This is a genomic window from Variovorax sp. 10N412 (assembly GCF_056394985.1).
This window is the reverse complement of the sequence record NZ_JBFTIO010000003.1, coordinates 285,751-310,259: the sequence shown is the minus strand read 5'-3', so window position 1 is coordinate 310,259 and position 24,509 is coordinate 285,751. Positions and strand designations below refer to the sequence as shown.

The following is a 24,509-nucleotide window of genomic DNA, read 5'->3' as shown; positions in this document are numbered from 1 at the left end:
TTTCACTTTCGATACGGTGCAAGTCCGGGGTCCGCGGGAACCAGGTGCCGCCATGGGAACACATCCTGCGCAAAGTGGCTGACGTACCCGCCGATCGTTGACTGGATGACCATGAATTGCAGCCCCTGCCGCACGCCCTGCAGCCGTTCGAGCTGCGCCAGGTCCAGGCAGGTGTTGCGCAGCCTCAGCACGCGCAGCTGCGCGCCCATGGGGCCTTGCAGCAGGGCCTCGTAGTCCTCGAAGGGCGTGATGCCGCCGGGCGCCCGGTCGGGCGGCCACACCATCTGCTGCTCGGTGGATTCGGAAAAGTCCAGCAGCCGCAGCGCCGGCAGGTGCGCCGCCGCGGCGAGGTTGCGGATGAACCCCTGGGTGTCGAAATGGGCGCCGATGCACAGGCTGCCCAGCTGCGGCAGCGGCACCGCGAAGAAGTCGGCGTCCGGCGCGTTCGGCACGGTGAGCTCGCTCAGGCGCGGCGCCTTGCGCACCCAGCGCGCGATGTCGCCGCCTTCCTCGAGGATGCGGCCGCTCGCGCACACGAGCGACTGGTTGTGGTCCTCCGGCTGCGTGGGCTTGATGAACAGCGAGCGCAGGCGCGGGAAGGTCGCCGGGCTGTCCAGCAGCGGCGCGAAGGTCCAGTCGCGCGTGCCGTTCGCCCCGCTGTCGACGCCGCTGAACGACAGCGAGGTGATGCAGTCGGCCACCTCCTGGCGGGCCAGGCAGGCCAGGGTTTCTTCGAAGGCCTCGCCCCAGGTCTCGCCGAAATACTCGACATGCCAGCCCTGGCGCATGGGCGCGAGGCCCAGGCGCGTGAAGTCGCTTTCGTACATCGGCACGCTCAGCGGGTCTTCGGGCGCGCCGCCGTTGCGTTCCGCGCTTGTTTCCAGGGCCAGGTCGTGAATGCGCAGGGGCAGCAGGCGCAGCGCGTCGGGCAGCGGGGCGATGGTCATGCGTCGGGCGCCGGTACCAGGCCGGCGTTGAGTTGTTGCAGCCGCTGCGGCGTGCCCACGTCGGTCCAGGGGCCAGCGTAGAGCTCGGCGCTCACCTGCCGGCGCTCCATCGCGGCGCGCAGGATCGGGGCCAAGGGGGCTTTGCGGCCTTCGGGGTTGCCGGCCGGAATGTCGCAGTACGGCGGCGCGAACAGCGCGGCGCGGTAGAGGCCGATGGTGGAGAAGGTGAACTTCTCGGGCGCCGTGTTCAGCGCCAGGCCGTCGGGTGCCAGGCCGAAGTCGCCGTTCGGGTTGTGTTCGGGGTTGGGCACCAGCCACAGGTGGGCGAGCTTGCCGCTGGCGACAAAGCGCTCGACCGAGGCTTGCGTGAAGGTGAAATCGGGCGCGAACACATCGCCGGCCGCCACCCAGAACACCTCGCCCAGCAGCGGCAGCGCGCGCACGATGCCACCGGCCGTCTCCAGCGCGCCGCCGAAGTCGCGGCCCTCGTTGGAGTATGAAATTGATAGCGCGACACCCTTGTCCATCAAGGGTGTTGCGCCGAAATGGTCTGAAATTTGCGCGCCCAGCCAGTCGGTGTTGACCACCAGCTTGGTGAACCCTCCGGCGGCCAGCGCTTCCATCGGCCACTGCATCAAAGGCTTGCCGCGCACCTCGAGCAGGGGCTTGGGGCAGGCGTCGGTCAGCGGCCGCATGCGCTCGCCGCGCCCGGCGGCCAGCACCATCGCGCGGACCGGGGTCATTGCGCGCCTGCTGCCACGCGCCCGCGTTGCAGTTCGTTGCGCTCGCTGTGACGGGGCTGGAACAGCGACACCAGGCATTCCATCAGCGCATGCGCCTTGGCCGAATGGTCGCCGCCGAAGTTGCACACATACACGTCCAGCGTCACGCCGCGCTGCTCGGGCCAGGTGTGGATGCACAGGTGCGATTCGGCCAGCAGCACCGTGGCCGTGACGCCGCCCGGCCCCAGGGGCGTGGCGGGAAATCCGTGGACCAGCTTGCCCACCGCCTGCAGGCCGGCGGCGGCCACCGCCTTCATGCAGACGGCACCCAGGGCCTCCCGGTCGGTGAGCCATTGAAGGCCGCATTGGCAGTCGTGGAGGTCGGCGGTAAGGTGCAGCCCATGCATGGGTGGCAACTCTAGCAGTCCGGCCCGGCACAGGAGCGCATCGGACGGGTGTTCGGCCTGTGTCGGCGCCCCGGCGGGCTCGCCCGGTAAAATCGCGGGTTCCCCCTAATCCCACCCACCCTTTTCCCCCGAAAGCCCCATGCCCATGGCAAACCAAGCCCTGATGGCCAACGCGATTCGCGCGCTGGCCATGGATGCCGTCCAACAAGCGAACTCCGGACATCCGGGTGCACCGATGGGCATGGCCGACATGGCCGTCGCGCTCTGGGGCGATCACCTGCGCTACAACCCCGCGAACCCGCACTGGTTCGACCGCGACCGCTTCGTGCTCTCGAACGGCCACGCCTCGATGATGCTGTACGCCGTGCTGCACCTCACCGGCTACGACCTGCCGATCGGCGAGCTCAAGAACTTCCGCCAGCTGCACAGCAAGACCGCCGGCCACCCCGAAGTCGACGTGACCCCCGGCGTGGAAACCACCACCGGCCCGCTGGGCCAGGGCATCACCAACGCCGTGGGCTTCGCGCTGGCCGAAAAGCTGCTCGCCGCCGAGTTCAACCGCAAGAGCCACGACATCGTCGACCACCACACCTACGCCTTCCTGGGCGACGGTTGCATGATGGAAGGCATCAGCCATGAAGCCTGCGCACTGGCCGGCGCCTGGCACCTGAACAAGCTCATTGCCCTGTACGACGACAACGGCATCAGCATCGACGGCCAGGTCAAGCCCTGGTACATCGACAACGTGGCCGAACGCTTCCACGCCTATGGCTGGCACGTGATCGGCCCGATCGACGGCAACGACGCCGCCGAAGTGTCCAAGGCCATCGCCAAGGCCAGGCAGTCGACCGACAAGCCCACGCTCATCAACTGCAAGACCGTCATCGGCAAGGGCAGCCCGAACCGCGCCGGCACCGCCAAGGCGCACGGCGAGGCGCTGGGCGCCGAAGAAATCAAGCTCACGCGCGACGCCATCGACTGGCACCACGCGCCATTCGAGATCCCGGCCGAGGTGTACGCCGACTGGGACCACAAGCAAGCCGGCGCCAACATCGAAGCCGAGTGGAACGCCAAGTTCGCCGCCTACGCCGTGGCGTTCCCCGAGCTGGCCGCCGAGTTCACGCGCCGCATGAAGGGCGAGCTGCCCAAGAACTTCCACCAGGTGGCGTTCGACACCGTGGTCGCCGCCCACACCAAGGCCGAGACCGTCGCCAGCCGCAAGGCCAGCCAGCTCGCGCTGGAAGCCTTCACCGCCGCGCTGCCCGAAATGCTCGGCGGCAGCGCCGACCTGACCGGCTCCAACCTCACCAACACCAAGAGCACCGCCGCCCTTCGCTTCGATGCGAAGACCGGCGCCGTGGTCATGAACGTGCCGGCGGTCGAAGCCAAGCAAGGCGCCGAAGACGAAGCCAAGCCCGAAGCCCCGGTGGAAGTGCCGCACGGCACCATCGGCCGGCACATCAACTACGGCGTGCGCGAGTTCGGCATGGCGGCCATCATGAACGGCGTGGCGCTGCATGGCGGCTACATCCCCTACGGCGGCACCTTCCTCACGTTCAGCGACTACAGCCGCAACGCCATCCGCATGGCCGCGCTCATGAAGCACCGCGTGATCCACGTGTTCACGCACGACTCCATCGGCCTGGGCGAAGACGGCCCCACGCACCAGTCGATCGAACACGCCGCCTCGCTGCGCCTGATTCCCAACCTGGACGTCTGGCGTCCGGGCGACACGGCCGAAACCGCCGTGGCCTGGGCCGTGGCGCTGCAGAACCAGACGCGCCCGACCGCGCTGCTGCTCAGCCGCCAGAACATCGCCTACGCACCGAAGAGCGAACTCGGCGACATCAGCCGCGGCGCCTACGTGCTGTCCGAGCCGGAAACCGTGGGCCTCAAGAGCAAGAAGACGGCCGCCGTCATCATCGCCACCGGCTCCGAAGTGCAGCTCGCACTGGCTGCGCAGAAGCTGCTGGCTGAAAAGAAGATCGCCGTGCGCGTGGTGTCGATGCCCTCGACCACCACCTTCGACCGCCAGGACCTCGCCTACAAGAAGGCCGTGCTGCCGAAGAAGCTGCCGCGCATCGCCGTCGAAATGGGCTGCACGGGCGGCTGGTGGAAGTACGGCTGCGCCGCCGTCGTCGGCATCGACACGTACGGCGAGTCGGCGCCCGCGCCGGAACTGTTCAAGTACTTCGGATTCACGGCGGAGAACGTGGCCGCCACGGTGGAAGCGGCACTGCGCGACTGACCGTCGCACAGCGTTTCTTCCTGCCGGTCCACAACAAGTTTTTCAACCTTAGGAGCAAGTCAGATGGCTATCAAACTCGGTATCAACGGCTTCGGCCGCATCGGTCGCAACGTGCTGCGCGCAGCGGTGCAGAACTTCAAGAACGACATCGAAATCGTTGCCATCAACGACTTGCTCGAGCCCGACTACCTGGCCTACATGCTCCAGTACGACTCGGTGCACGGCCGCTTCAAGGGTGAAGTCACGGTCGAAGGCAACACGCTGATCGTGAACGGCAAGAAGATCCGCCTGACGCAGGAGCGCGACCCCGCGCAACTGAAGTGGGACGAAGTCGGCGCCGACATCGTGCTCGAATCGACCGGCCTGTTCCTCACCAAGGAAACGGCGCAGAAGCACATCGACGCGGGCGCCAAGAAGGTCATCCTGTCGGCACCGTCCAAGGACGACACCCCCATGTTCGTCTACGGCGTGAACGACAAGAAGTACGCCGGCGAAGCCATCATCAGCAACGCCAGCTGCACCACCAACTGCCTGGCCCCGCTGGCCAAGGTGCTGAACGACAAGTGGGGCATCAAGCGCGGCCTGATGACCACCGTGCACGCCGCCACCGCCACGCAGAAGACCGTGGACGGCCCGAGCAACAAGGACTGGCGCGGCGGCCGCGGCATCCTGGAAAACATCATTCCGTCCAGCACCGGCGCCGCCAAGGCCGTGGGCGTGGTGATCCCCGAGCTCAACAAGAAGCTCACGGGCATGAGCTTCCGTGTGCCGACCTCCGACGTGTCGGTGGTCGACCTCGTGGTCGAGCTCGAGAAGGAAGCCACGTACAAGGAAATCTGCGCCGAAATGAAGGCGCAGAGCGAAGGCGCGCTGAAGGGCGTGCTGGGCTACACGGAAGACAAGGTGGTGGCCACCGACTTCCGCGGCGACCCGCGCACCTCCATCTTCGACGCCGAAGCCGGCATCGCGCTGGACAGCACCTTCGTGAAGCTCGTGAGCTGGTACGACAACGAATGGGGTTACTCGAACAAGTGCCTCGAAATGGTGAAGGTCGTGTCGAAGTAAGACGTCAATGAAAAACGCGCCCGAGGGCGCGTTTTTTCATGGGCGGCCGCAAGGCGGCGAGGCGCGCCCGCGCTGCTTTTTGCCCAGGCTCAGACCGGCTCGAGCACGTGGATCAGCTTGCTCTCGACCAGCTCCTTGGTCTTCGCGCCGTGCTCCTTCATGTGCGGCGCCACGGCATGGGCCTGCAGATGGGCCAGCGTTTCCCACTTCTCGATCACGACGAAGGTCTCGGGGCCGAAGCTGGCCTTGGACGTGGGGACGCCTTGCGCATCGACCGCGGCGCCGTACTCGATGCAGCCCGCTTCGGCCAGCACGGCCGCGCGGTTGGCGGCAAAGGCCTCGAGCAATGCGGCGCGCTGGCCCGGCTTGGCGGTGATGACTGCGACGACGTGGATCATGTGAAAGGTCTCCAGGGTGTGTAGGAATTTCGACGCTCGAATCTAAGAGATTTCGCGCTGCCGCGCAGAGGGCGCGGGTCCGGTCCGCGACAACGTCGCAGGCTTGTCCCTATCATCGCGCGCATGTTCTTTCCGCTGCCCCGCACGGCCACCGCGCCTTTCTGCCCGTCCGAAGTGAAGGGCAGCGTCGCCGTCCCGCAAGACCTGCCGTTCTTCAAGAAGCTGATGCGCTACGCGGGCCCAGGCCTGCTGGTGTCGGTCGGCTACATGGACCCTGGCAACTGGGCCACCGACATCGAGGCCGGTTCGCGCTTCGGCTACGGCCTCTTGTTCGTGGTGCTGCTCGCGAGCCTGGCGGCGATGCTGCTGCAGACGCTGTGCGTGCGCCTGGGCCTGGGCACGCAGAAGGACCTGGCGCGCGCCTGCCGCGAGCACTATTCGCCGCGCGTCAATCGGCTGCTGTGGCTGGGCGCGGAGCTGGCCATCGTGGCCTGCGACCTCGCCGAGGTGCTGGGCAGCGCGCTCGCGCTGCACCTGCTGTTCGGCGTGTCGATTCCGGTGGGCATCGCCATCACGGCCTTCGACACGCTGCTGGTGCTGGGCCTGCAGGGCGCGGGCTTCCGGCGCGTGGAGGCGATCGTGCTCGGGCTGGTCGGCACCATCGCGGGCTGCTTCATCGTCGAGCTGGCGATGGCGCCGCCCAACTGGTTCGGCGTGGCGATGGGCTTCGCGCCCAGCCTGGAGCGGCTGCACCAGCCGGGCGCGCTGTACCTGGCCATCGGCATCGTGGGCGCCACTGTGATGCCCCACAACCTGTACCTGCACTCGTCCATCGTGCAGACCCGGCTCGTGGCCGACACCGACGCCGCGCGCCGCGAGGCGGTGCGCTTCTGCACGCTCGACGCGGTGGTGTCGCTGTCGCTCGCGCTGCTGGTCAACGCGGCGATCATGGTGCTGGCGGCCAGCGCCTTCCACGCCACCGGCCACCGCGAAGTGGCCGAGATCGACGACGCCTACCGGCTGCTCGAACCCATCGTGGGCAGCGCGTTCGCGGCCACGCTGTTCGGCATTGCGCTGCTGGCCTCGGGCCAGAGCTCGACCTTCACCGGCACCATCGCGGGCCAGATCATCATGGAGGGCTTTCTCGACATGAAGATCCCGTGCTGGCAGCGCCGGCTTATCACACGCCTGCTGGCGCTGGGCCCGGCCTTCCTGGGCGTGTGGTGGTTCGGCGACGGCGGCGTGGGCAAGATGCTGGTGCTCAGCCAGGTGGTGCTGAGCTTTCAGCTGCCGTTCGCGATGTGGCCGCTGATCCGCTTCACGAGCCGGCGCGACATGATGGGCAGCTTCGCCAACGGCCCGGTGCTCAAGCTGCTGGCCTGGGGCTTGTTCGGCGTCATCAGCGCGGCCAACGTGTGGCTGGTGGGCTCGGTGCTCAGCGGCGGCTGAGCGCCGGCTCGGCATCGTCCTTGCCAAGCGCCGCGGCCATGAAATCGACGAAGGCCCGCACGCGCGCCGACAGCTGGTGGCGCTGCGGGTACACCGCGTGGATGTCGGCGTCGGGCGTGCGGCAGTGGGCCAGCACCTGCACCAGCCGACCGCTGCGCAGGTAGCGCGCAATGTCCCACTCGGCGCGCATCAGGATGCCGTGGCCGTCCAGCGCCCAGTTGACCGCGATCTCCCCGTCGTTGGTGCTCAGCGCGCCGCGAGTCTTCACGGCCTCGGTGCGCTGCGCCGTGCCGCGGCCCGTGCTCAGGCGCCACACGCCGTAGGCCTCGTCGCCCTGGCGGATGCCGATGCAGCGGTGGTGCGTGAGGTCGTTCGGCACCTTGGGCGTGCCGGCCCGCGCCAGGTAGGCGGGCGAGGCGCACAGCAGGCGCCGGTTCGACGCGATGCGTCGCGCGATCACGCGCGCCTCGGGCGGCGCGCCGAAGCGGATGCAGACGTCGAAGGCGTCGTCGGTCAGCGGCGGCGGGTTGACCGAGAGCTGCAGCTGCACCTCCACCTGCGGATGCTTGCGCACGAACTTCGAGATGAGCGGCGCCACATGGCTGCGCCCGAAGCCCAGCGTGGCGTTCACGCGCAGCAGGCCCTGTGCCTCGCCTCTGGCGCCGCCGAGCTGCTGTGCCATGTCGTCGATCTCGCCGAGGATGCGCCGCGCGCTGGCCACGTAGAGCTCGCCTTCGGGCGTGAGGCTCATGCGCCGCGTGGTGCGGTTCACCAGCGTGACGCCCAGGCGCGCTTCCATCAGCGCGAGCCGCTTGCTCACCGCCGGCGTGCTGATGCCGAGCTCGCGCGCCGCGGCGCTCAGGCTGCCGCAGGCCGCGAGCGTGGCGAAGAAGCCGAGGTCGGCGGGCTGGACGGGGGATGTCATGGCCACCTCACTGTTGAATTGAAGTTAAGGATGGATTCACTTTCGGCATGAATCGTTCGGCGCATCGAATCCTACAGTGGGCTCTTTCGACAGAGCACACATTCACAAGGACATCGATGAGCAGCTACAGCATTGCCACCATTCCCGGCGACGGCATCGGCAAGGAAGTGATCCCCGCGGGTCGCGAGGTGATGGAGGCGCTGGCCGCGGCTTCCGGCGGCGCGCTGCAGTTCAGCTTCGAGGACTTCGGCTGGGGCGGCGACTGGTACCGCGCGCACGGCGAGATGATGCCGGCCGACGGCCTGGACGCGCTGCGCGAGAAAGACGCCATTCTTTTTGGCTCCGCGGGCGACCCGCACATTCCCGACCACATCACGCTGTGGGGACTGCGCCTGAAGATCTGCCAGGGCTTCGACCAGTACGCCAACGTGCGGCCCACGCGCATCCTGCCGGGCATCGACGGCCCGCTCAAGCGCTGCGCGCCGGGCCAGCTCGACTGGGTGATCGTGCGCGAGAACTCCGAGGGCGAGTATTCGGGCGTCGGCGGCCGCGTGCACCAGGGCCACCCCATCGAAGCCGCCACCGACGTGAGCATGATGACCCGCGCGGGGGTCGAACGCATCATGCGTTTTGCCTTCACCCTGGCCCGCTCGCGGCCGCGCAAGCTGCTCACGGTGGTGACCAAGAGCAACGCGCAACGCCACGCGATGGTGATGTGGGACGAGATCGCGCTGCAGGTCTCCAGGGAGTTCCCCGACGTCGCCTGGGACAAGGAGCTGGTCGACGCCTGCACCGCGCGCATGGTCAACCGCCCGGCCACGCTGGACACCATCGTCGCCACCAACCTGCATGCCGACATCCTCAGCGACCTGGCGGCCGCGCTGGCGGGCAGCCTGGGCATTGCGCCCACCGGCAACATCGACCCCGAGCGCCGCTACCCCTCGATGTTCGAGCCCATCCACGGCTCGGCCTTCGACATCATGGGCAAGGGGCTGGCCAACCCGGTCGGCACCTTCTGGTCGGTGGTGATGCTGCTGGAGCACCTGGGCGAGGCCGAGGCCGCGCGCCGCGTGATGGCGGCGGTGGAGCACGTCACGGCCAACCCGTCGCTGCACACGCGCGACCTGGGCGGCAGCGCGACCACGGCGCAGGTGACGCGCGCGGTGTGCGACCACATCGCCGGCGTGCCGCAGCGCCTGGCCGCCTGACGGCCCGGGCCTTGATGGCCTGATCGATTTCGAGCGACCCCGACGGTATTCGCGCGCCTCGATGCGCTCACCACGACAACAAGCCGGAGACAAACACCATGACCGCTTTTTTCGACGCGCGCCGCCGGCGCACCGTGCTTCGCGCCACCGCCCTGGGGCTGGGCCTGGGCCTGGGTGCAACCGCGCTGTCCTTCGCGCAGCAGCCCGCCGGCTGGCCCGCGCGGCCCATCAGCCTCGTCGTGCCCTTCCCCGCGGGCGGCACCACCGACGTGCTGGCGCGTGCGCTGGCCGACAAGCTTTCGCAGTCGCTGGGCCAGCCCGTGGTGGTCGAGAGCCGGCCCGGCGCCGGCGCCACGCTCGGGGCCGACTACGTGGCCAAGGCCAAGCCCGACGGCTACACGCTGCTGATGGGGGCGGTGCACCACACCATCGCCACCAGCGTCTACAAGAAGCTGCCCTACGACTTCCAGAAAGACCTGGCGCCCGTCACCGTGGTGGCCATGGTGCCCAACGTGCTGGTCGTCAATGCGGCCCAGACGCCCGCGAAGAACGTGGCCGAACTGGTGGCGCTGGCCAAGGCTGCGCCCGAGAAGCTGGCCTACGGCTCCAACGGCAACGGCACGGCGCAGCACCTGATCGGCACGCAGTTCCAGGCCAGCACCGGCACCACGCTGCTGCACGTGCCCTACAAGGGCAGCGGCCCGCTCACCACCGACCTGCTGGGCGGGCAGGTGGCGATGTCCTTCGACACCATCACGCCGGTGCTGCAGCACATCAAGAGCGGCAAGCTGCGCGCGCTGGCCGTGACCACGGCGCGCCGCTCGTCCGTGCTGCCCGACGTGCCCACGCTGGAAGAAGCGGGGCTCAAGGGTTTCGACATCGGCACCTGGTTCGGTGTGCTCGCGCCGGCGGCCACGCCCAAGGACGTGCTGGCGCGGCTGAACACCGAGATGGTGAAGATCATCCGCTCGCCCGACTTCGCGCAGCGCATGCAGGCCATCGGCGCCGAGCCGCTGGGCGGCACGCAGGACGAGATGGCGAAGCAGATCCGCGAGGAGACGGCCAAGTTCGCGAAGCTGGTGAAGGAAGGCGGCGTGGCGATCGACTAGCCGCGCCGGCGCGCCGTCGGTTACCGGTGCGCACACCTTGGCGCAGTCGGCAACACGCCGAGCCCATAGGATGGTGTTTCTTGAACTCCCGCCATCCCGCCATGTTCATCGTCACCCTCACCTACGTCCGCCCGCTCGAGGAACTCGACGCCCTGATGGACGCGCATGTCACCTGGCTCAAGAAGCACTATGCGAGCGGCCTGTTCGTGGCCTCCGGGCGACAGGTGCCGCGCAAGGGGGGTGTGATCCTGGCGCGCTCGGGCGACCGGGAGGCGCTCGACGCGGTGCTGGCGCGCGACCCGTTCGTGCAGAACGGTGTGGCGCGCACGGAGGTGCTCGAGTTCATCCCGAGCATGACCGCGCTGGGCGCCGAGGTGCTGAAGACCCTCTGACGCCTCCGGCCCGCACGGCGCGGTCAGGCCGCAGGCACTTCCTCGCGCCCGCCTGGGTGCTTCGCGAAGCGCGCCGTCTCGCGGCCATGAACCGGTGCCGAATTGTCGAAGGGCCAGCCGCCGAACTGCGTGCGCCGGTAGTCGGCCATGGTCTGGCTGATCTCGGCCTGCGTGTTCATCACGAAGGGGCCGTACTGCACCACCGGCTCGGCGATCGGGCGGCCCTGCAGCACCAGGAACTCGCTCGCCTCGTCGGGGCCGTTGACCAGCTCGACGGCCATGTCCGCGCGCAGCTCGATGGCCACCGGGCCCTGCACGCGCTCGCCGCCCACGTGCGCCGTCGCGCCCTTGAAGAAGTACAGCATGCGCCGCGTGCCCTCGCCCGTGGCGGCGGGCAGCGTCCATTGCGCGCCGGGCGTCATCTTGATGGTCCAGATGGCCACGTCGGCGTCGGCCTGCGCGGCCCACGAATCGGGCGGCGGCGCCAGCGGCTGGATCGGCGCCTGGCCGTTCAGGGCGTCGCCGAGCTTGCCCGCGATCACCGCGACGTCGGTGCGCCCGCCCCTGGCGTCGTCGGACGCGAAACGCGGAATGTCGTCGGACCACAGCATCGTGAAATGCGGCTCGGCCATCTTGCTGCGCGCCGGCAGGTTGAGCCAGATCTGGAACAGCTCCAGCGGGTTCGGCGCACCGGCGTCGAGCAGCGGGAACATCTCGGAATGCACGATGCCCTTGCCGGCCGTGAGCCACTGCACGTCGCCGCCGCCGAAGCGCGCGGTGGCGCCCAGCGAGTCGGAGTGGTCGACCAGGCCCTTGCGCACGATGGTCACCGTCTCGAAGCCGCGGTGCGGGTGCGAGGGAAAGCCCGGCACCGTGTCGCCGTGGTACATGCTCCAGCCGTCCTTGCGGCTGAAGTCCTGGCCGATCTGGCGCCCGGCGAGCGAGGCTTCGGGGCCCATGCGGCCGTTGCCCTGCGGGTAGGCGTCGTCGTGGTACACGCAGAACAGGAACGGGTCGATCGTCTGCCACGGGAACCCGAGGGGCGCGACCTGCAGGACGGGGCTCGCGCGCTTGTTGTTGTCTTCGGACATGTCGTTATTCCTTTCCATGGGGGGCATGGCCGATGGTGCCTTGCCGATGGCTGGAATATCGGGGCGCAAGCGCCTTCCGGTAGGTGCCTTGCCTGCAACAGTGAGGAGCGCGTATGGAACGATGGGCATCGTTCTTTGCCTCGGGGTGCGGCGGCGCGTTGCGCTGTTACTGCTTGGGCATCTCTGCGTTCGGGTCCATGTACATCAGCTCCCACAGGTGGCCGTCGATGTCCTGGAAGCCGTGGCCGTACATGAAGCCGTAGTCCTGCGGCTCGCGCGGCGTGGTGCCGCCGGCCGCCACCGCCTTGGCCACCAGGTCGTCGACCTCGGCGCGGCTCTCGCACGACAGGCACAGCAGCACCTCGGTGGTCTTGCCGGTGTCGGCGATGGCCTTGGCCGTGAAGGTCTTGAAGAAGTCTTCCACCAGCAGCATGACGTGGATGCTGTCCTTCTGCACCACCATGCACGCGGCGTTGGCGTCGGTGAACTGCGGGTTGAAGGTGTAGCCCAGGGCGGCGAAGAAAGCCTTGGTCTTGTCGAGGTTCTTGACGGGGAGATTCACGAAGATCTGCTTGGTGGCCATGGTGTCGTCCTGTGTCGATGAGGATGAATGGAGGATTTCCGGTGTTTTGTGTACGCCGTCCACAAAAGATATCAAAGAAAATGGACGGCGTCCACATGAATTTCGGTGCGGGGGTTTTGCGCTGCGGGCGGATGCGGCGCGCGCATCATCGGCGGCTATGGAAATCGAGTTCAAGTTCTGCATTCCCCCCGGCCGCCTGAAGGCCGTCGAAGCCGCGCTGAAGCGCGGCACCGTCGTGCGCACCCGCCTGCAGGCCCGCTACTTCGACACCGCCGACCTCCGGCTGGCCGCCCATGGCATGGTGCTGCGGCTGCGCAAGGAAGGCCCGCGCTGGGTCCAGACCGTGAAGGCCACGGGCGACAACGCGCTGCACCGGCTGGAGCACAACGTCGACCTGGGTACGGCTGGCAAGGCGCCGCAAATCGATCCGCAGCGCCACCAGGGCACGCCTGTGGGCGAACGGCTCGCCAGGCTGCTGGCGGAGGGGGGAGATGCTGCATTGGTCGAACGGCAATCGACCGACATCGTGCGGCTCACGCGCGACGTGCGCGTGACGGGGCCCGGTGGCGCGGTGGTCGAGATGGCGCTGGACGTCGGCAAGGTCGTCGCGCACGCTGGCACGCCCGAACAGCGCCAATCGCCGGTGTGCGAGCTGGAGCTGGAACTCAAGAGCGGCGACGTGCGGGGCCTGGTGTCGCTTGCGCGGCGCTGGTCGCAGCAGCATGGGCTGTGGTTCGGCACCGTGTCGAAGGCCGAGCGCGGCGCGCGCCTGCTGGCCGCGCAAGACCGCGTGGAAGCGGTGAAGGCGCAGCCGCCGCGCTTCGCCGCGCAGCACCCCGACGGCCGGGCGATTCAGCAGGCCGTGGTCGCGTCCTGCCTGGCGCAGATGCTGCCGAATGCCAGCGAGATTGCGGCGGGCAATACCGACCCCGCGGACGAAGAGCAGATTCACCAGCTGCGCATCGGCATCCGGCGGCTGCGCACGGCGCTGCGCGAGTTGGCGCCGCTCGATGCGGACTCAGGGCTGTTCGAGGCCGCCGCGTGGGAGCCGCCGCTGGTCGACGCCTTCCGCGCGCTCGGCGAATTGCGCGACCGCGAACAGGTCGTGAAGCTCGCGCAGCCCCTGTTGCGCGAAGCGGGCGGGCCGGCCTTCGACCCGATGGCGGGCGATGCGGCGTCCAGTGCGTCGTCTGCAGGCGATGTCGTGCGTGCTGCGGCGTTCCAGAACGTGCTGGTTTCGCTGATCGGCTTCACCGCATTGGCGCCGGCGGAATCCGCCGCGGCCAGTGCCGACGACGCCCGCCGCCTGCTGCGCAAGCGCCTGCAGAAGCTGCACAAGCAGGCGGTGCGCGACGGCGAGCGCTTCGAGTCACTGGCAACCGAAAGCCAGCACCGCGTGCGCAAGCGGCTCAAGCGCCTGCGCTACCTGGCGGAGTTCGTGGCGCCGCTGTTCGAGGGCGAAGACAAGGACGCCGCCGAGCGCTACCTGAAGGCCCTGCGGCCCGCGCAGGACGCGCTGGGGGAGTTCAACGACGAGGCGGTGGCGCTGGCGCTGTACCGCGAGGCCACGCAACGCGATGCGCGCGCGTGGTTTGCGGTGGGTTGGTTCACTGCGCGGCATGCGGGCGGCGCGAAGGCCTGCCGCAAGGCGCTGGGAAAGATCGGGGACGCGCCGAGGTTCTGGAAGAAGGGCTAGCTTCCGAAATCGAAGGCCAGTTGCGAATCAGAGATCGACGGGTCCAAACGGCGATTGAACAGCTTCTGCGCTGAAAGACCTGAGACCCACGAGAAAAAGCTCATCCACGACAGCACCAGGGCAATCACGAACAAACGCAAAACCGCCCAGCGCTGGTCGTTCAGTGCAGTCTTCAGATAAGCAGTAGTCTCACTGTGCTTCAGGACGTCGCAAAGAATATTGACCTCCTTCTCTGTGAATGAGCTGCGAGCCGCGTTTGTGCTTGCTGGACGCGAACAGTCCGCCACCTTCAAAGCATTGGGGCCAAACGGAATGGCAGATCCGAGCGCGCCCAGTTCTGTCGTTGTCGCGAAGAAATGCCGCCCGGTCGCATTCAGCGTCAGCAAGGTCTTGTCAAAGACCAGAATTCCTGCGCTGGCAACCACGAGGAACCAGCAAAGCAACAGCCGAGCAAGTCTGAATCGCTGCTTCCAGGTGGACGGCAACTCATGCCCTTTGACCTGACGGGTCTCGGGATCGAAAAGATCGCCACAAAGACGCAGCCTGTACATCTGCACTTCATTGGACTTGGCCCATCGGATCAGTTCGCGGGCCTTTTCCAGCGAAGAGACCTGCACGCCTGCAAGCATGCGAAACGACAGGAGACTCGCCTCCTCTTCGACGAACGCCTTGATCTCTGGATCGGCAATTTCTTGCTTGCCATGGACCAGTTGCCACAAGCGGCGGACGACGACCTGGCGCGAACCCGCGCGCAATATCCCCCAGGCAAATGCCGCAGCAACTAAAAGCGGCGCAGCAACACTGAGCGCCTGCGCAAGGCTCGAAATCGTCGCGAAATCCATTCCCGGCTACGAATCAGTGATGGTGCCCGTGCGCCCCATGCACATGCTTGTGCTCGATCTCCACCGGCAGCGCCGCACGCACATCCGTCACCTGCAGGCTGAACTTCAGCGCCTTGCCGGCCCACGGGTGGTTGCCGTCGAGCAGCACGACCGGGCCCTTGATCTTCATCACGGTGAAGACATGCTCGGTGCCGTCGTCCAGGCGGCCTTGCAGCTGTCCGCCGATCTTCACGCCGGGCGGAAATTCGGCCTTGGGAATGCTGCGCACCAGCGCCTCGTCGCGCTGGCCGAAGGCGTCTTCGGGCGACAGGTTCACCACGGTCTGGTAGCCCTTTTCCTTGCCGTCGAGCGCTTCCTCGATCTTGGGCAGCGTGTTCTCGTAGCCGCCATGCAGGTAGGCCATCGGCTCGGGGCTCGCCTCGATGAGCTTGCCCTGGGCGTCGGAGACTTTGTACTTGATGGTGACGACGGTGTCTTTTTCGATTTTCATGGGAAGGCATTTTCAGTGGAAACGAAAAAGCGCAGGCGGCTAGGCTTTCCCTGAAGGCACGGGCTCCTGCAGCACGTCCAGTTGCCCCAGCTTGCCCACCACCATCTCGATGAACGCCGACACCGCCAGCGGCAGGTGCTTGCGGCTCGGGTAGACCACGCTCAGCCCCCGCCCCGTGTACGCGTACTGCGGCAGCACCCGCACGAGCAGCCCTTCCTGCTCGTCGCGCGTCGCCATCGACGGCGGCAGCTGCGCGATGCCCATGCCGGCCAGCGCGGCCTTGCGCAGCGCCTGGGCCGTGTTGCCGGTGAAGCGCCCGGCGACCTGCACTTCTTCTTGCACCCCGTCGGGGCCCGTGAGCCGCCATGTGGTGTGGCCGGCCGGGTGCGGCGGCGTCACGCAGTCGTGGTCCGCCAGCGCCTGCAAGGTCGCGGGCGCGCCGCGCCGCGCGAGGTAGGCGGGACTGGCCAGCAGGCCGCCGCTGCGCGTGGCCAGCCGACGGCCGATGTAGCCCGAATCGCGCAGCATGCCGCCGCGGAACGCCACGTCGATCTGCTCGGCGATCAGGTCGGCGGCGGCGTCGCTGAGCACGAAGTCGAGCCTGACCAGGGGGTGTTCGGCCAGGAAGTCCGCCACCCATTCCATCGGGAAGAAATCGAAGAAATCCGCCGGCGCCGCCACCCGGACCAGCCCACTGGGCGCCTGCCCGCCCGCCTCCAGTTCCTGCCCCGCCGCCACCAGCCCGTCGACCGCCCCCGCGCAGCGCTCGTGAAAGGCCTGTCCCGCGCTGGTCAGCGTCAGCTTGCGCGTGGAGCGCTGCATCAGCCGCGTGCCGAGCTGCGCTTCGAGCTGCTGGACGCGCCGGCTCACGGTGTTGGGCGGCAGGCCGAGCCGGCGGGCGGCCTCGGCAAAGCTGCCGTGGCGCACCACCTGCACAAACATGGCGATGTCGTTGAGGTCGAGCATGGCGGGTTGATTCCTTCGAATTCTGGACGAGTGCAATCCGACTCTACCGTCTAGTCGATCAATGGGTGCGTGCCTAAGCTTCGGTGCATGGCCACCCCGGCCGCCATGCCAACCCATCAGGAGCCACCCATGACCCAGGCACAACCCCGCATCGGCATCGTCATCGCCTCGACCCGCGAAGGCCGCTTCGGCGACAAGCCCGCCCGCTGGATCCACGAGATCGCAAAGCAGCGCACCGACCTGGCCTTCGAACTCGTCGACCTGCGCGACCATCCGCTGCCCTTCTTCGACGAGGCCGGCGCACCCGCGTGGGGTCCGGTGAAGAACGAGGCGGCGCAGCGCTGGCAGGCGAAGCTGGCCACCTTCGACGGTCTGGTCGTCGTCACGCCCGAATACAACCACGGCCCGAGCGCGGTGCTGAAGAACGCGATCGACTGGGCCTACAAGGAGTTCATCCGCAAGCCGATCGGCTTCGTGGGCTACGGCGGCGTGGGCGCGGCGCGGGCCGTCGAGCAGCTGCGGCTGGTGGCGGTCGAGATGCAGATGGCACCGGTGCGCCATGCGGTGCACATCGGCATGGTGGAGTTCATGGGTATCTGGCAGCAGGGCAAGTCGTTCGACGACTTCCCTCACCTCGCACAGGCTGCCACCGCCATGCTCGACGACATGGCCTGGTGGACCCGCGCGCTGAAGACCGCAAGGGAGGCCGCATGAGCACCGACACAGTCACGCAGGCCCGCGCCATCGTCTACCGCACGCGTGGCGCGAAGCACGGCGGCATCACGCGGCTGGTGAGCCCGGGCGACCTGGGCGAATTTCTCAAGCCCTTCGTGTTCCTCGACCTCTTCGGCTTCGACACCACCGGCGGCCACAAGGGCTTCGGCCTGCATCCGCACTCGGGCATCGCCACGCTCACCTACCTGATCGAAGGCGACACGCTCTACGAAGACACGACCGGCGAGAAAGGCACGCTGCTGGGCGGCGGCGTGGAGTGGATGCGCGCCGGCAACGGCGTGTGGCACACCGGCGGCCCCGCGCCGGGCGTGACGCGCGTGCGCGGCTTCCAGCTGTGGGTGGCGCTGCCGGCTTCTGAAGAGAACGCGCCCGCGCAAAGCCTCTACCTCGCGCCCGCGCAGGTGCCGCAGGAAGGCCCGGCGCGCGTGCTGCTCGGGCACCACGGCGCGGCGCGCAGCGCAATAGCGGCGCCCGCGTCGATGAACTACCTGGCCGTGCAGCTGAAAGACGGCGAGCACTGGCGCTACGTGCCGCCGGCCGGGCACACGGTGGGCTGGGTCGCGGTCAACGAAGGCGCGCTCGCAACCGGCGACGACCGGGGCGGCCCCATCGGCGGCGGCGAACTCGCGGTGTTCGACGAGTCGCAGGACGCGATCGACTTCACCGCCCGTGGCGACACGGCCTTCGTGCTGGGCTCGGCGGTGAAGCATCCACACGAGTTGGTGATGGGCCACTACTCGGTGCACACGAGCCGTTCGACGCTCGAGCAGGGCGAGGCCGAGATCCGGCGCATCGGCGCGACGCTGCGCCAGCAAGGGCGGCTCGGGTAAAGCCGCACGGCCCGCGAAACCCGCGCGTGCGCGCGGCGGGCGACTGCGCCAGAATCGTTCGATCCTTCGAACGACTTCCCGCACAACGCCCTGCCATGAACATCGCCGACTCCTTCCTTGCAAACGCCGCCCGCTTCGTCGACATCCGGCGCGACATCCACGCCCACCCCGAACTCGGCTTCGAAGAACACCGCACTTCCGAGAAGGTGGCGAACCTGCTCACCGAGTGGGGCATCGAGGTGCATCGCGGCATTGCCGGCACGGGCCTCGTCGGCGTGCTGCGCAAGGGCAAGGGCACGCGCACCATCGGCCTGCGCGCCGACATGGACGCCCTGCCCCTGCACGAGGCCAACGACTTCGCCCACAAGTCGACGAACCCCGGGCGCATGCACGCCTGCGGCCACGACGGCCACACCACCATGCTGCTGGCCGCCGCATGGCACCTGTCGCAGCAGGGCCCGGAGGATTTCGACGGCACGGTGAACTTCATCTTCCAGCCCGCTGAGGAAATGGGCAAGGCGGGCGCCAAGAAGATGATCGACGAGGGCCTGTTCGAGCGCTTCCCGTGCGACGCGGTCTTCGGGCTGCACAACTTCCCCGTGGGTGACGTGGGCCGCTTCGCGCTCAACGAAGGCGCGCTCATGGCCTCGAGCAACACCTACAAGATCACCGTGCGCGGGCGCGGCACGCATGCCTCGATGCCGCACACGGGCATCGACCCGGTGGCGGCGGTGGTCACGCTGGCGCAGCAGTTGCAGACCATCGTGCCGCGCACCATTCCCAGCACCGAGCGCGCGCTGCTCGCGGTGACGCAGCTGCAGGGCTCCGACGCGCCCAATGTCATTCCCGACGTGGCCACGGTGGGCGGCACCATCCGCACCTTTTCGTTCGACGCCATCGACAAGATCGAGGCCCGCCTGCGCGAGGTGGCCGCGGGCGTGGCGGCGGCGCACGGCTGCACGGCCGAGGTGTATTTCAACCGCTCGTCGCCGCCGACCGTGAACCACGCGGCGGAGGCGCGCTTTGCCGCCGGCGTGATGCGCGAGGTGGTGGGCGACGACATGGTCACCGACGACTTCCCCGCCGTGATGGGCGCCGAAGACTTCGCGCACATGCTGATCGCGCGGCCGGGCTGCTACGCGTTCCTGGGCAACGGCGACGGCGACCACCGGCTCGACGGCCACGGGCCCGGCCCTTGCATCATCCACAACACCTCGTTCGATTTCAACGACGAGATCATCCCGATCGGTGCCAGCTACTTCGTGAAGTTGGTGCAGCGCTGGCTGCCGTCGGGCACCTGAAATCCATTCCCCTGTTGACGATGAAGAAAGCGGACACCCCGATGCCCTCGACCCCGTTCACCCGACGTTCCCTCGGCGCGCTTGCCGCTGCGGCGGCAGCGCTCTGCGCCTTTTCCCCCGTGCATGCGCAGCAGCGCGTGATCCACATCGTCGTGCCCTTCGGCACCGGCGCGGTGCAAGACACGGTGGCGCGCGCCTTCAACAACGAGTTGGGCGTGGCGCTGAACGCCAGCGCCATCGTCGAGAACCGCGCGGGCGCGGGCGGCACCGTGGGCGCGGCGATGGTGGCGCGCGCGCCGGCCGACGGCAGCACCTTGGTGCTGGCCGCGGCGAGCCACAACATCGCGGGCTTTCTGTACAACAAGCTGAGCTACGACCCGCTGAAGGACTTCGTGGGCGTGGCGAACGTGGGCAATGCGGGCTACGTTCTGGCGGTGGCGAGCGGGCTGAACGTGTCGAACACGGCCGACTTCATCAAGGAGGTCAAGGCCAACCCGGGCAAGTACAACTATGCCTCGGCGGGCAACGGCAGCGCCACGCACCTGGCCATGGCGTCGTTCCTGGCCAAGGCGGGGCTGCAGATGACGCACATCCCGACCAAGTCGACCGGCGAGGCGGTCAACGAGGTGCTGGCGGGCCGGGTGCAGGCGGTGATTTCGTCGAGCATCGGCGTGATCGGCTTCCAGGACGATGCGCGCATGAAGCTGCTGGCCTCCACCGGGCAGTCGCGCAGCCCCTTCCTGCCCAGGTTGCCGACCGTGGCCGAGAGCGGCCTGCCGGGCTACGCCTTCGATTCGTGGATCGGCCTGCTCGCGCCGGCCGGCACGCCGAAGGCCGAGGTGGAGCGCATCAACGTCGCGGCCAACAAGGTGCTGGCGGACCCGGTGATCCAGGAACGCTTCAAGCGCCTGGGCGTGGAGCCGCGCACGCAGAGCGCTGAAGAATTCCAGAAGCTGCTGCGCTCCGACTGGGATGCCATGGGTGCCGTGGTGAAGGCCTCGGGCGCGAAGATCGACTGACCTGGTCCGGGGTGCGCGCACGGGCCGCGCTGTAGGACACCGGTCAATTGACAACACGCCGCCCGCGCTCATGCTCCCTGGTGGGTTCCGAAGGATTTCGCTTCGGACGGACTAGGGAATTTCCATGGACTCGTCTTCACCATTCAACCCGCCCCCGGGCCAGCCCGTGAGCAATTCGCCCAAGGCCTTGTGGGCGGTGATCGGCGCATTGGCAGTGGCCGTCGTCGCGCTCGGCGGCGTGTTGCTCTACAAGCAGGGGCCCGCCGTGAGCGCGGGCGCACCGCCGGTCGTGGCCGCTGCGTCGCCTGCGGCTCCGGCCGCACCGGACGATTTCAAGCCTGAAGCCATGCCGCCCGCGCCTGCCGTGCCGCCCACGGCGGCGGGGCAGTCCCCGCAACTCATGGCGGCCGCGCCGATGCCCGCGCCCGCTCCCTTGCCCGCCCAGGCCGCCCAGCCGGGACCGGCGCCGGGCGTGAATGCGCCGCTGGCGGCTGCAGCGCCCGCGCCTGCGCCTTGCGCGGTTTGCGGGCGCGTCGAGTCGGTTCGTCCGGTGCAGAAGCGCCTGCAGAGCACCAGCGGCGTCGGCGCCGTGGCCGGTGGCGTGGTGGGGGGCCTTGTCGGCAACCAGTTCGGGCACGGCAACGGGCGCGCCGCGACCACGGTGCTGGGCGCGGTGGGCGGCGGCTTCGCAGGCAACGAGATTGAGAAGCACGTGCGCACCGTCACGGTCTACGAGGTGGCGGTACGCATGGACAACGGGACGGTGCGCACCGTCGAGACCAAGTCGGCGCCGCCCCTCGGCAAGCCGGTCACCCTCAAACGCGGCGTGCTGCGCCCTGTCGACGGCCACAAGTAGCCGCGAGCCGGGCCGCCCCGACGCCACGTGGCCCGGCGTTTTCTCCCCGATATCACAGAAGCACCGGCACCGGAAGCTCGCTTGCCCCACGGATATCTTGACGATATATCCTTAATATATTTACAGTGCGACGTTTCGACACCGCACATCCACAAGGAGCGATCAAGTGAGCAATCCCCGCTGGCAAGGCATCTTTCCCGCCGTCACCACCAAGTTCCACGCCGACGAAAGCATCGATGCCGAAGGCACGGCGCGCCACATCGACTTCCAGATCCGCAACGGCATCCATGGCCTGGTCACCTGCGGCTCGCTGGGCGAGGCCAGCACGCTGTCGCTCGAAGAAAAGCTGCAGGTCGCCAAGATCGCGCTGGACGCCGCCGACGGCCGCGTCCCGGTGCTGGCCAACGTGTCGGAGACCAGCACGCGCGAGGCGCTGCGCTACGTGGACGGCGCCAACAAGCTGGGCGTGGCCGGCTTCATGGTGATGCCCTCGGTGATCTACGTGGCCGACGCGCGCGAGGCCATGCTCAACGTGCGCACCATCGCCAACGCCGCGCAGAAACCCATCATGGTCTACAACAACCCGGTGGCCTACCGCGTCGACCTGAAGCCGCAGCACATGGTGGAGCTGGCCGACTGCGAATGGATCGCGGCCATCAAGGAAAGCACCGACGACATCCGCCGCATCACCGACCTGCGCAACACCGTGGGCGAGCGCTACCAGCTGTTCCTGGGCGTGGACGACCTCGCCTACGAAGGCCTGGCGCTGGGCTGCGACGGCCTGCTGGCCGGCGTGGGCTGCGCGTTCCCGCGCGAGACGGTGGCGCTGTACGACCTGATGAAGGCCGGCAAGTTTGCCGAGGCGCTCAAGCTCTACCAGTGGATGACGCCGATGCTGCACCTGGACGTGTCGACCAAGCTGGTGCAGAACCTGAAGCTCATCGACGTGCTGGTGGGCGTGGGCACCGAGCACATGCGCCGTCCGCGCCTGCCGCTGATCGGCGAGGAGCGCGCCTTCATCGAGAACATCGTGAAGAAGGCGCTGGCCACGCGGCCCGCGCAGTACCAGTCGGTCATGTAGTCACCGCGAACCTTCGCACTTTTCATTGTCCCAACCTAGGAAGAAGCATGAAGACACGAGCAGGCATGGTTTCATCTTTCAGTCTTGCCGGCCTGGCGGCCCTTGCCCTCGCCGGCCAGGCGCACGCGCAGGAGCAGGTGGTCAAGATCGGCCACAGCGGGCCGCTGTCGGGCCCCAACGCCTTCGCGGGCAAGGACAACGAAAACGGCGTGCGCCTCGCGGTGGAGGAGCTCAACGCGAAGAAGCTCAGCGTGGGCGGCAAGACGCTGAAGTTCGAGCTGGTCTCCGAAGACGACCAGTGCGACGCCAAGACCGGCGTGAGCGTGGCGCAGAAGTTCGTGGACGACGGCGTCAAGTACGTCATGGGGCCGTACTGCTCAGGCGTGGCCATTCCGGCCTCGCGCCTCTACAGCGACGGCGGCACCCTGGTCTCCACCGTGGGCACCAACCCGAAGGTGACGCAGGGCGGCTACAAGAACCTCTACCGCATCATCGCGAGCGACAACCAGATCGGCTCCGCCATGGCCGTGTACGCGGCCAAGGAGCTGAAGGTGAAGAAGGTCGGCGTCATCGACGACCGCACCGCCTTCGGCCAGGGCCTGGCGGAAGAGTTCACCAAGGAGGCGAAGAAGCAGGGCCTCACCGTGGTCGGCCAGGAGTTCACCACCGACAAGGCCGTGGACTTCACCGCCATCCTGACCAACATGAAGGCCAAGGCGCCCGAGGCCATCTTCTTCGGCGGCTATGCGCCGCAGGCCGCGCCCATGGCGCGCCAGATGAAGCAACTGGCGGTGCCCGGCAAGCTGCTGGGCGGCGACACCGTCTGCAGCCCGGCCACCGGCAAGCTCGGCGGCGACGCGGTGAACGACCTGGTGTTCTGCGCGCAGGGCGGCTCCATGCTCGAGAAGGCGCAGACCGGCCCGGCCTTCAAGGAGAAGTTCAAGAAGCGCTTCAACGCCGATCCCGATGCGTACGCGGCCTCGTACTACGACCAGGTGCTGTTCATCGGCGAGTCGATGAAGAAGGCCAACTCCATCGACCCCGACAAGGTGGGTGCCGAGCTCTACAAGGCCACCTACAAGGGCGTGGCTGCCACGTATGCCTACGACGACAAGGGCAACATGAAGCAGGCGCCCATCACCGTCTTCACCTTCAAGAACGCGGTCCCCGTGCCCATCGCCAGCTACTGAACGGAACCAGGCCCATGCAACGCATCCAGGTCATCGACTCCCACACGGGCGGCGAACCCACGCGCCTCGTGATCGGCGGCTTTCCCGACCTGGGGACCGGCCCCATGGCCGAGCGCCGCGCGCTGCTGGCCGAGCGCCACGACAAGTGGCGCGCGGCCGCCGTGCTGGAGCCGCGCGGCAGCGACGTGGTGGTGGGTGCGCTGCTGTGCGCGCCGGTGTCGCCCGATGCGGCGGCCGGCGTGGTGTTCTTCAACAACGCCGGCTACCTCGGCATGTGCGGCCACGGCACCATCGGGCTGGTCGCGAGCCTGGCGCACCTGGGGCGCATCGGCGTGGGCGAGCACCGCATCGAGACACCCGTGGGCACGGTGACGACCACGCTGCACGAAGACGGCTCGGTGAGCGTGCGCAACGTGCCCGCCTACCGGCACCTGCACCAGGTGGCGGTCGAATTGCCGGGCCACGGAACGGTGCGGGGCGACGTGGCCTATGGCGGCAACTGGTTCTTCCTGGTGAGCGAGAGCGAGCACGGCCAGCGCGTGGCCAGCGACAACCTCGCCGCCCTGACCGACTACACCGCCGCATTGCGCCTTGCCCTGGCGGCGCAGGGCATCACGGGCGCGGAGGGCGCGGAGATCGACCACATCGAGCTCTTCGCGCACGATGACGAAGGCGCCGACAGCCGCAACTTCGTGCTGTGCCCCGGCAACGCCTACGACCGCTCGCCCTGCGGCACCGGCACCAGCGCCAAGATCGCCTGCCTCGCGGCCGACGGCAAGCTCGCACCGGGGGCCGTGTGGAAGCAGGCCAGCGTGATCGGCAGCGTGTTCGAGGCCAGCTACGCAATGGACGGCGGCAAGGTCATTCCCACGCTGCGCGGCCGCGCGCACATCAGCGCCGAAGCCACCTTGCTGATCGAAGACGAAGACCCCTTCGGCTGGGGCATCCGGCCCTGACGC

25 protein-coding genes are annotated in these 24,509 nt (G+C 68.2%); 15 read left to right on the top strand and 10 right to left on the bottom strand.

From position 1 onward, the window contains the following. Window positions 1-2 precede the first annotated feature (2 nt). From AC1DJH_RS10780 to speD, 3 genes are read right to left on the bottom strand one after another with little or no spacing between them, the layout of a single operon-like run. The gene (locus AC1DJH_RS10780) at window positions 3-947 is read right to left on the bottom strand and encodes a hypothetical protein (protein WP_478185674.1); all 945 of its coding nucleotides are present in this window, start codon (window positions 945-947) and stop codon (window positions 3-5) included. Continuing rightward, complete coding sequence (locus AC1DJH_RS10775) at window positions 944-1,672, bottom strand: nucleotidyltransferase family protein (protein WP_478185839.1); 729 nt, start codon at window positions 1,670-1,672, stop codon at window positions 944-946. The genes AC1DJH_RS10780 and AC1DJH_RS10775 overlap by 4 nt, the downstream gene beginning before the upstream one ends. A 14-nt stretch (window positions 1,673-1,686) precedes the next feature. Beyond that, window positions 1,687-2,076: an adenosylmethionine decarboxylase gene (speD, locus tag AC1DJH_RS10770; RefSeq protein ID WP_435486675.1), complete on the bottom strand. Its 390-nt coding sequence runs from the start codon at window positions 2,074-2,076 to the stop codon at window positions 1,687-1,689. A 145-nt stretch (window positions 2,077-2,221) separates the two neighbouring features. Here speD and AC1DJH_RS10765 point away from each other — a divergent pair, with 145 nt between their 5' ends. After that, complete coding sequence (locus AC1DJH_RS10765; protein WP_478185673.1) at window positions 2,222-4,324, top strand: transketolase family protein; 2,103 nt, start codon at window positions 2,222-2,224, stop codon at window positions 4,322-4,324. Window positions 4,325-4,387: 63 nt separating this feature from the next. Beyond that, window positions 4,388-5,389, top strand: a complete 1,002-nt coding sequence (gene gap / locus AC1DJH_RS10760) for a type I glyceraldehyde-3-phosphate dehydrogenase (protein ID WP_478185672.1) — start codon at window positions 4,388-4,390, stop codon at window positions 5,387-5,389. Between the two features lie 89 nt (window positions 5,390-5,478). On the opposite strand, the gene AC1DJH_RS10755 is transcribed toward gap, so the two are convergent. Further along, window positions 5,479-5,787, bottom strand: coding sequence for a putative quinol monooxygenase (locus tag AC1DJH_RS10755; protein WP_435486678.1), 309 nt, complete (start codon window positions 5,785-5,787; stop codon window positions 5,479-5,481). Window positions 5,788-5,910: 123 nt separating this feature from the next. Between AC1DJH_RS10755 and AC1DJH_RS10750 the strand changes: the two genes are divergently transcribed. Further along, the gene (locus tag AC1DJH_RS10750; protein ID WP_478185671.1) at window positions 5,911-7,236 is read left to right on the top strand and encodes an Nramp family divalent metal transporter; all 1,326 of its coding nucleotides are present in this window, start codon (window positions 5,911-5,913) and stop codon (window positions 7,234-7,236) included. Here AC1DJH_RS10750 and AC1DJH_RS10745 read toward each other — a convergent pair. Continuing rightward, window positions 7,223-8,161: a LysR family transcriptional regulator gene (locus AC1DJH_RS10745; RefSeq protein ID WP_435495773.1), complete on the bottom strand. Its 939-nt coding sequence runs from the start codon at window positions 8,159-8,161 to the stop codon at window positions 7,223-7,225. The genes AC1DJH_RS10750 and AC1DJH_RS10745 overlap by 14 nt on opposite strands. A 116-nt stretch (window positions 8,162-8,277) precedes the next feature. Between AC1DJH_RS10745 and AC1DJH_RS10740 the strand changes: the two genes are divergently transcribed. From AC1DJH_RS10740 to AC1DJH_RS10730, 3 genes are all read left to right on the top strand, one after another. Then, window positions 8,278-9,369, top strand: coding sequence for a tartrate dehydrogenase (locus tag AC1DJH_RS10740; RefSeq protein ID WP_435439754.1), 1,092 nt, complete (start codon window positions 8,278-8,280; stop codon window positions 9,367-9,369). Window positions 9,370-9,467: 98 nt separating this feature from the next. Continuing rightward, window positions 9,468-10,478 (top strand): tripartite tricarboxylate transporter substrate binding protein, encoded by a 1,011-nt coding sequence (locus AC1DJH_RS10735; RefSeq protein ID WP_478185670.1) that lies wholly within the window; start codon window positions 9,468-9,470, stop codon window positions 10,476-10,478. 101 nt (window positions 10,479-10,579) lie between these two features. Next, entirely contained in the window at window positions 10,580-10,870 is a 291-nt protein-coding gene (locus AC1DJH_RS10730; protein WP_435486682.1) for a YciI family protein, read from the top strand. A gap of 23 nt (window positions 10,871-10,893) precedes the next feature. On the opposite strand, the gene AC1DJH_RS10725 is transcribed toward AC1DJH_RS10730, so the two are convergent. Together AC1DJH_RS10725 and AC1DJH_RS10720 are read right to left on the bottom strand one after the other, a co-directional pair. Continuing rightward, window positions 10,894-11,961: a pirin family protein gene (locus tag AC1DJH_RS10725; protein ID WP_478185669.1), complete on the bottom strand. Its 1,068-nt coding sequence runs from the start codon at window positions 11,959-11,961 to the stop codon at window positions 10,894-10,896. A gap of 166 nt (window positions 11,962-12,127) precedes the next feature. Continuing rightward, on the bottom strand, window positions 12,128-12,544 hold the full coding sequence (locus tag AC1DJH_RS10720) for a VOC family protein (RefSeq protein ID WP_435486684.1): 417 nt from the start codon (window positions 12,542-12,544) through the stop codon (window positions 12,128-12,130). 157 nt (window positions 12,545-12,701) lie between these two features. On the opposite strand from AC1DJH_RS10720, the gene AC1DJH_RS10715 reads away from it, so the two are divergent. Next, a complete protein-coding gene (locus tag AC1DJH_RS10715) occupies window positions 12,702-14,240 on the top strand; it encodes a CYTH and CHAD domain-containing protein (RefSeq protein ID WP_478185668.1) in 1,539 nt (512 codons plus the stop codon). Here AC1DJH_RS10715 and AC1DJH_RS10710 read toward each other — a convergent pair. Genes AC1DJH_RS10710 through AC1DJH_RS10700 form a run of 3 tightly spaced genes read right to left on the bottom strand, consistent with a single transcriptional unit; the run spans window position 14,237 to window position 16,538 of the window. Then, window positions 14,237-15,082, bottom strand: coding sequence for a DUF6216 family protein (locus AC1DJH_RS10710; RefSeq protein ID WP_478185667.1), 846 nt, complete (start codon window positions 15,080-15,082; stop codon window positions 14,237-14,239). The two genes, AC1DJH_RS10715 and AC1DJH_RS10710, sit on opposite strands and share 4 nt — an antisense overlap. 13 nt (window positions 15,083-15,095) lie before the next feature. Then, window positions 15,096-15,572: an FKBP-type peptidyl-prolyl cis-trans isomerase gene (locus AC1DJH_RS10705; RefSeq protein ID WP_116911885.1), complete on the bottom strand. Its 477-nt coding sequence runs from the start codon at window positions 15,570-15,572 to the stop codon at window positions 15,096-15,098. A gap of 39 nt (window positions 15,573-15,611) precedes the next feature. Further along, on the bottom strand, window positions 15,612-16,538 hold the full coding sequence (locus tag AC1DJH_RS10700; RefSeq protein WP_478185666.1) for a LysR family transcriptional regulator: 927 nt from the start codon (window positions 16,536-16,538) through the stop codon (window positions 15,612-15,614). Between the two features lie 129 nt (window positions 16,539-16,667). Between AC1DJH_RS10700 and AC1DJH_RS10695 the strand changes: the two genes are divergently transcribed. The 8 genes from AC1DJH_RS10695 (at window position 16,668) to AC1DJH_RS10660 (ending at window position 24,506) form a co-directional block, all read left to right on the top strand. Continuing rightward, the gene (locus tag AC1DJH_RS10695) at window positions 16,668-17,252 is read left to right on the top strand and encodes an NADPH-dependent FMN reductase (RefSeq protein WP_472113063.1); all 585 of its coding nucleotides are present in this window, start codon (window positions 16,668-16,670) and stop codon (window positions 17,250-17,252) included. Further along, window positions 17,249-18,103, top strand: a complete 855-nt coding sequence (locus AC1DJH_RS10690) for a pirin family protein (protein WP_478185665.1) — start codon at window positions 17,249-17,251, stop codon at window positions 18,101-18,103. The genes AC1DJH_RS10695 and AC1DJH_RS10690 overlap by 4 nt, the downstream gene beginning before the upstream one ends. Window positions 18,104-18,198: 95 nt before the next feature. Next, window positions 18,199-19,404, top strand: coding sequence for a M20 aminoacylase family protein (locus tag AC1DJH_RS10685; RefSeq protein ID WP_478185664.1), 1,206 nt, complete (start codon window positions 18,199-18,201; stop codon window positions 19,402-19,404). 41 nt (window positions 19,405-19,445) lie between these two features. After that, window positions 19,446-20,423, top strand: coding sequence for a tripartite tricarboxylate transporter substrate-binding protein (locus AC1DJH_RS10680; protein ID WP_478185663.1), 978 nt, complete (start codon window positions 19,446-19,448; stop codon window positions 20,421-20,423). A 124-nt stretch (window positions 20,424-20,547) separates the two neighbouring features. Further along, window positions 20,548-21,279: an outer membrane lipoprotein gene (locus tag AC1DJH_RS10675; protein ID WP_478185662.1), complete on the top strand. Its 732-nt coding sequence runs from the start codon at window positions 20,548-20,550 to the stop codon at window positions 21,277-21,279. Window positions 21,280-21,445: 166 nt separating this feature from the next. Beyond that, window positions 21,446-22,360, top strand: a complete 915-nt coding sequence (locus tag AC1DJH_RS10670; RefSeq protein ID WP_435486704.1) for a dihydrodipicolinate synthase family protein — start codon at window positions 21,446-21,448, stop codon at window positions 22,358-22,360. Window positions 22,361-22,407: 47 nt separating this feature from the next. Further along, a complete protein-coding gene (locus tag AC1DJH_RS10665) occupies window positions 22,408-23,550 on the top strand; it encodes a branched-chain amino acid ABC transporter substrate-binding protein (RefSeq protein WP_435486705.1) in 1,143 nt (380 codons plus the stop codon). Between the two features lie 14 nt (window positions 23,551-23,564). Beyond that, entirely contained in the window at window positions 23,565-24,506 is a 942-nt protein-coding gene (locus AC1DJH_RS10660) for a 4-hydroxyproline epimerase (protein WP_478185661.1), read from the top strand. Window positions 24,507-24,509 lie beyond the last annotated feature (3 nt).

Excerpts from the sequence above, each read along its gene's own strand:
- AC1DJH_RS10780 (WP_478185674.1), bottom strand. The coding sequence starts at position 947 with ATGACCATCGCCCCGCTGCCCGACGCGCTGCGCCTGCTGCCCCTGCGC.
- AC1DJH_RS10775 (WP_478185839.1), bottom strand. The coding sequence starts at position 1,672 with ATGGTGCTGGCCGCCGGGCGCGGCGAGCGCATGCGGCCGCTGACCGAC.
- speD (WP_435486675.1), bottom strand. The coding sequence starts at position 2,076 with ATGCATGGGCTGCACCTTACCGCCGACCTCCACGACTGCCAATGCGGC.
- AC1DJH_RS10765 (WP_478185673.1), top strand. The coding sequence starts at position 2,222 with ATGGCAAACCAAGCCCTGATGGCCAACGCGATTCGCGCGCTGGCCATG.
- gap (WP_478185672.1), top strand. The coding sequence starts at position 4,388 with ATGGCTATCAAACTCGGTATCAACGGCTTCGGCCGCATCGGTCGCAAC.
- AC1DJH_RS10755 (WP_435486678.1), bottom strand. The coding sequence starts at position 5,787 with ATGATCCACGTCGTCGCAGTCATCACCGCCAAGCCGGGCCAGCGCGCC.
- AC1DJH_RS10750 (WP_478185671.1), top strand. The coding sequence starts at position 5,911 with ATGTTCTTTCCGCTGCCCCGCACGGCCACCGCGCCTTTCTGCCCGTCC.
- AC1DJH_RS10745 (WP_435495773.1), bottom strand. The coding sequence starts at position 8,161 with ATGACATCCCCCGTCCAGCCCGCCGACCTCGGCTTCTTCGCCACGCTC.
- AC1DJH_RS10740 (WP_435439754.1), top strand. The coding sequence starts at position 8,278 with ATGAGCAGCTACAGCATTGCCACCATTCCCGGCGACGGCATCGGCAAG.
- AC1DJH_RS10735 (WP_478185670.1), top strand. The coding sequence starts at position 9,468 with ATGACCGCTTTTTTCGACGCGCGCCGCCGGCGCACCGTGCTTCGCGCC.
- AC1DJH_RS10730 (WP_435486682.1), top strand. The coding sequence starts at position 10,580 with ATGTTCATCGTCACCCTCACCTACGTCCGCCCGCTCGAGGAACTCGAC.
- AC1DJH_RS10725 (WP_478185669.1), bottom strand. The coding sequence starts at position 11,961 with ATGTCCGAAGACAACAACAAGCGCGCGAGCCCCGTCCTGCAGGTCGCG.
- AC1DJH_RS10720 (WP_435486684.1), bottom strand. The coding sequence starts at position 12,544 with ATGGCCACCAAGCAGATCTTCGTGAATCTCCCCGTCAAGAACCTCGAC.
- AC1DJH_RS10715 (WP_478185668.1), top strand. The coding sequence starts at position 12,702 with ATGGAAATCGAGTTCAAGTTCTGCATTCCCCCCGGCCGCCTGAAGGCC.
- AC1DJH_RS10710 (WP_478185667.1), bottom strand. The coding sequence starts at position 15,082 with ATGGATTTCGCGACGATTTCGAGCCTTGCGCAGGCGCTCAGTGTTGCT.
- AC1DJH_RS10705 (WP_116911885.1), bottom strand. The coding sequence starts at position 15,572 with ATGAAAATCGAAAAAGACACCGTCGTCACCATCAAGTACAAAGTCTCC.
- AC1DJH_RS10700 (WP_478185666.1), bottom strand. The coding sequence starts at position 16,538 with ATGCTCGACCTCAACGACATCGCCATGTTTGTGCAGGTGGTGCGCCAC.
- AC1DJH_RS10695 (WP_472113063.1), top strand. The coding sequence starts at position 16,668 with ATGACCCAGGCACAACCCCGCATCGGCATCGTCATCGCCTCGACCCGC.
- AC1DJH_RS10690 (WP_478185665.1), top strand. The coding sequence starts at position 17,249 with ATGAGCACCGACACAGTCACGCAGGCCCGCGCCATCGTCTACCGCACG.
- AC1DJH_RS10685 (WP_478185664.1), top strand. The coding sequence starts at position 18,199 with ATGAACATCGCCGACTCCTTCCTTGCAAACGCCGCCCGCTTCGTCGAC.
- AC1DJH_RS10680 (WP_478185663.1), top strand. The coding sequence starts at position 19,446 with ATGCCCTCGACCCCGTTCACCCGACGTTCCCTCGGCGCGCTTGCCGCT.
- AC1DJH_RS10675 (WP_478185662.1), top strand. The coding sequence starts at position 20,548 with ATGGACTCGTCTTCACCATTCAACCCGCCCCCGGGCCAGCCCGTGAGC.
- AC1DJH_RS10665 (WP_435486705.1), top strand. The coding sequence starts at position 22,408 with ATGAAGACACGAGCAGGCATGGTTTCATCTTTCAGTCTTGCCGGCCTG.
- AC1DJH_RS10660 (WP_478185661.1), top strand. The coding sequence starts at position 23,565 with ATGCAACGCATCCAGGTCATCGACTCCCACACGGGCGGCGAACCCACG.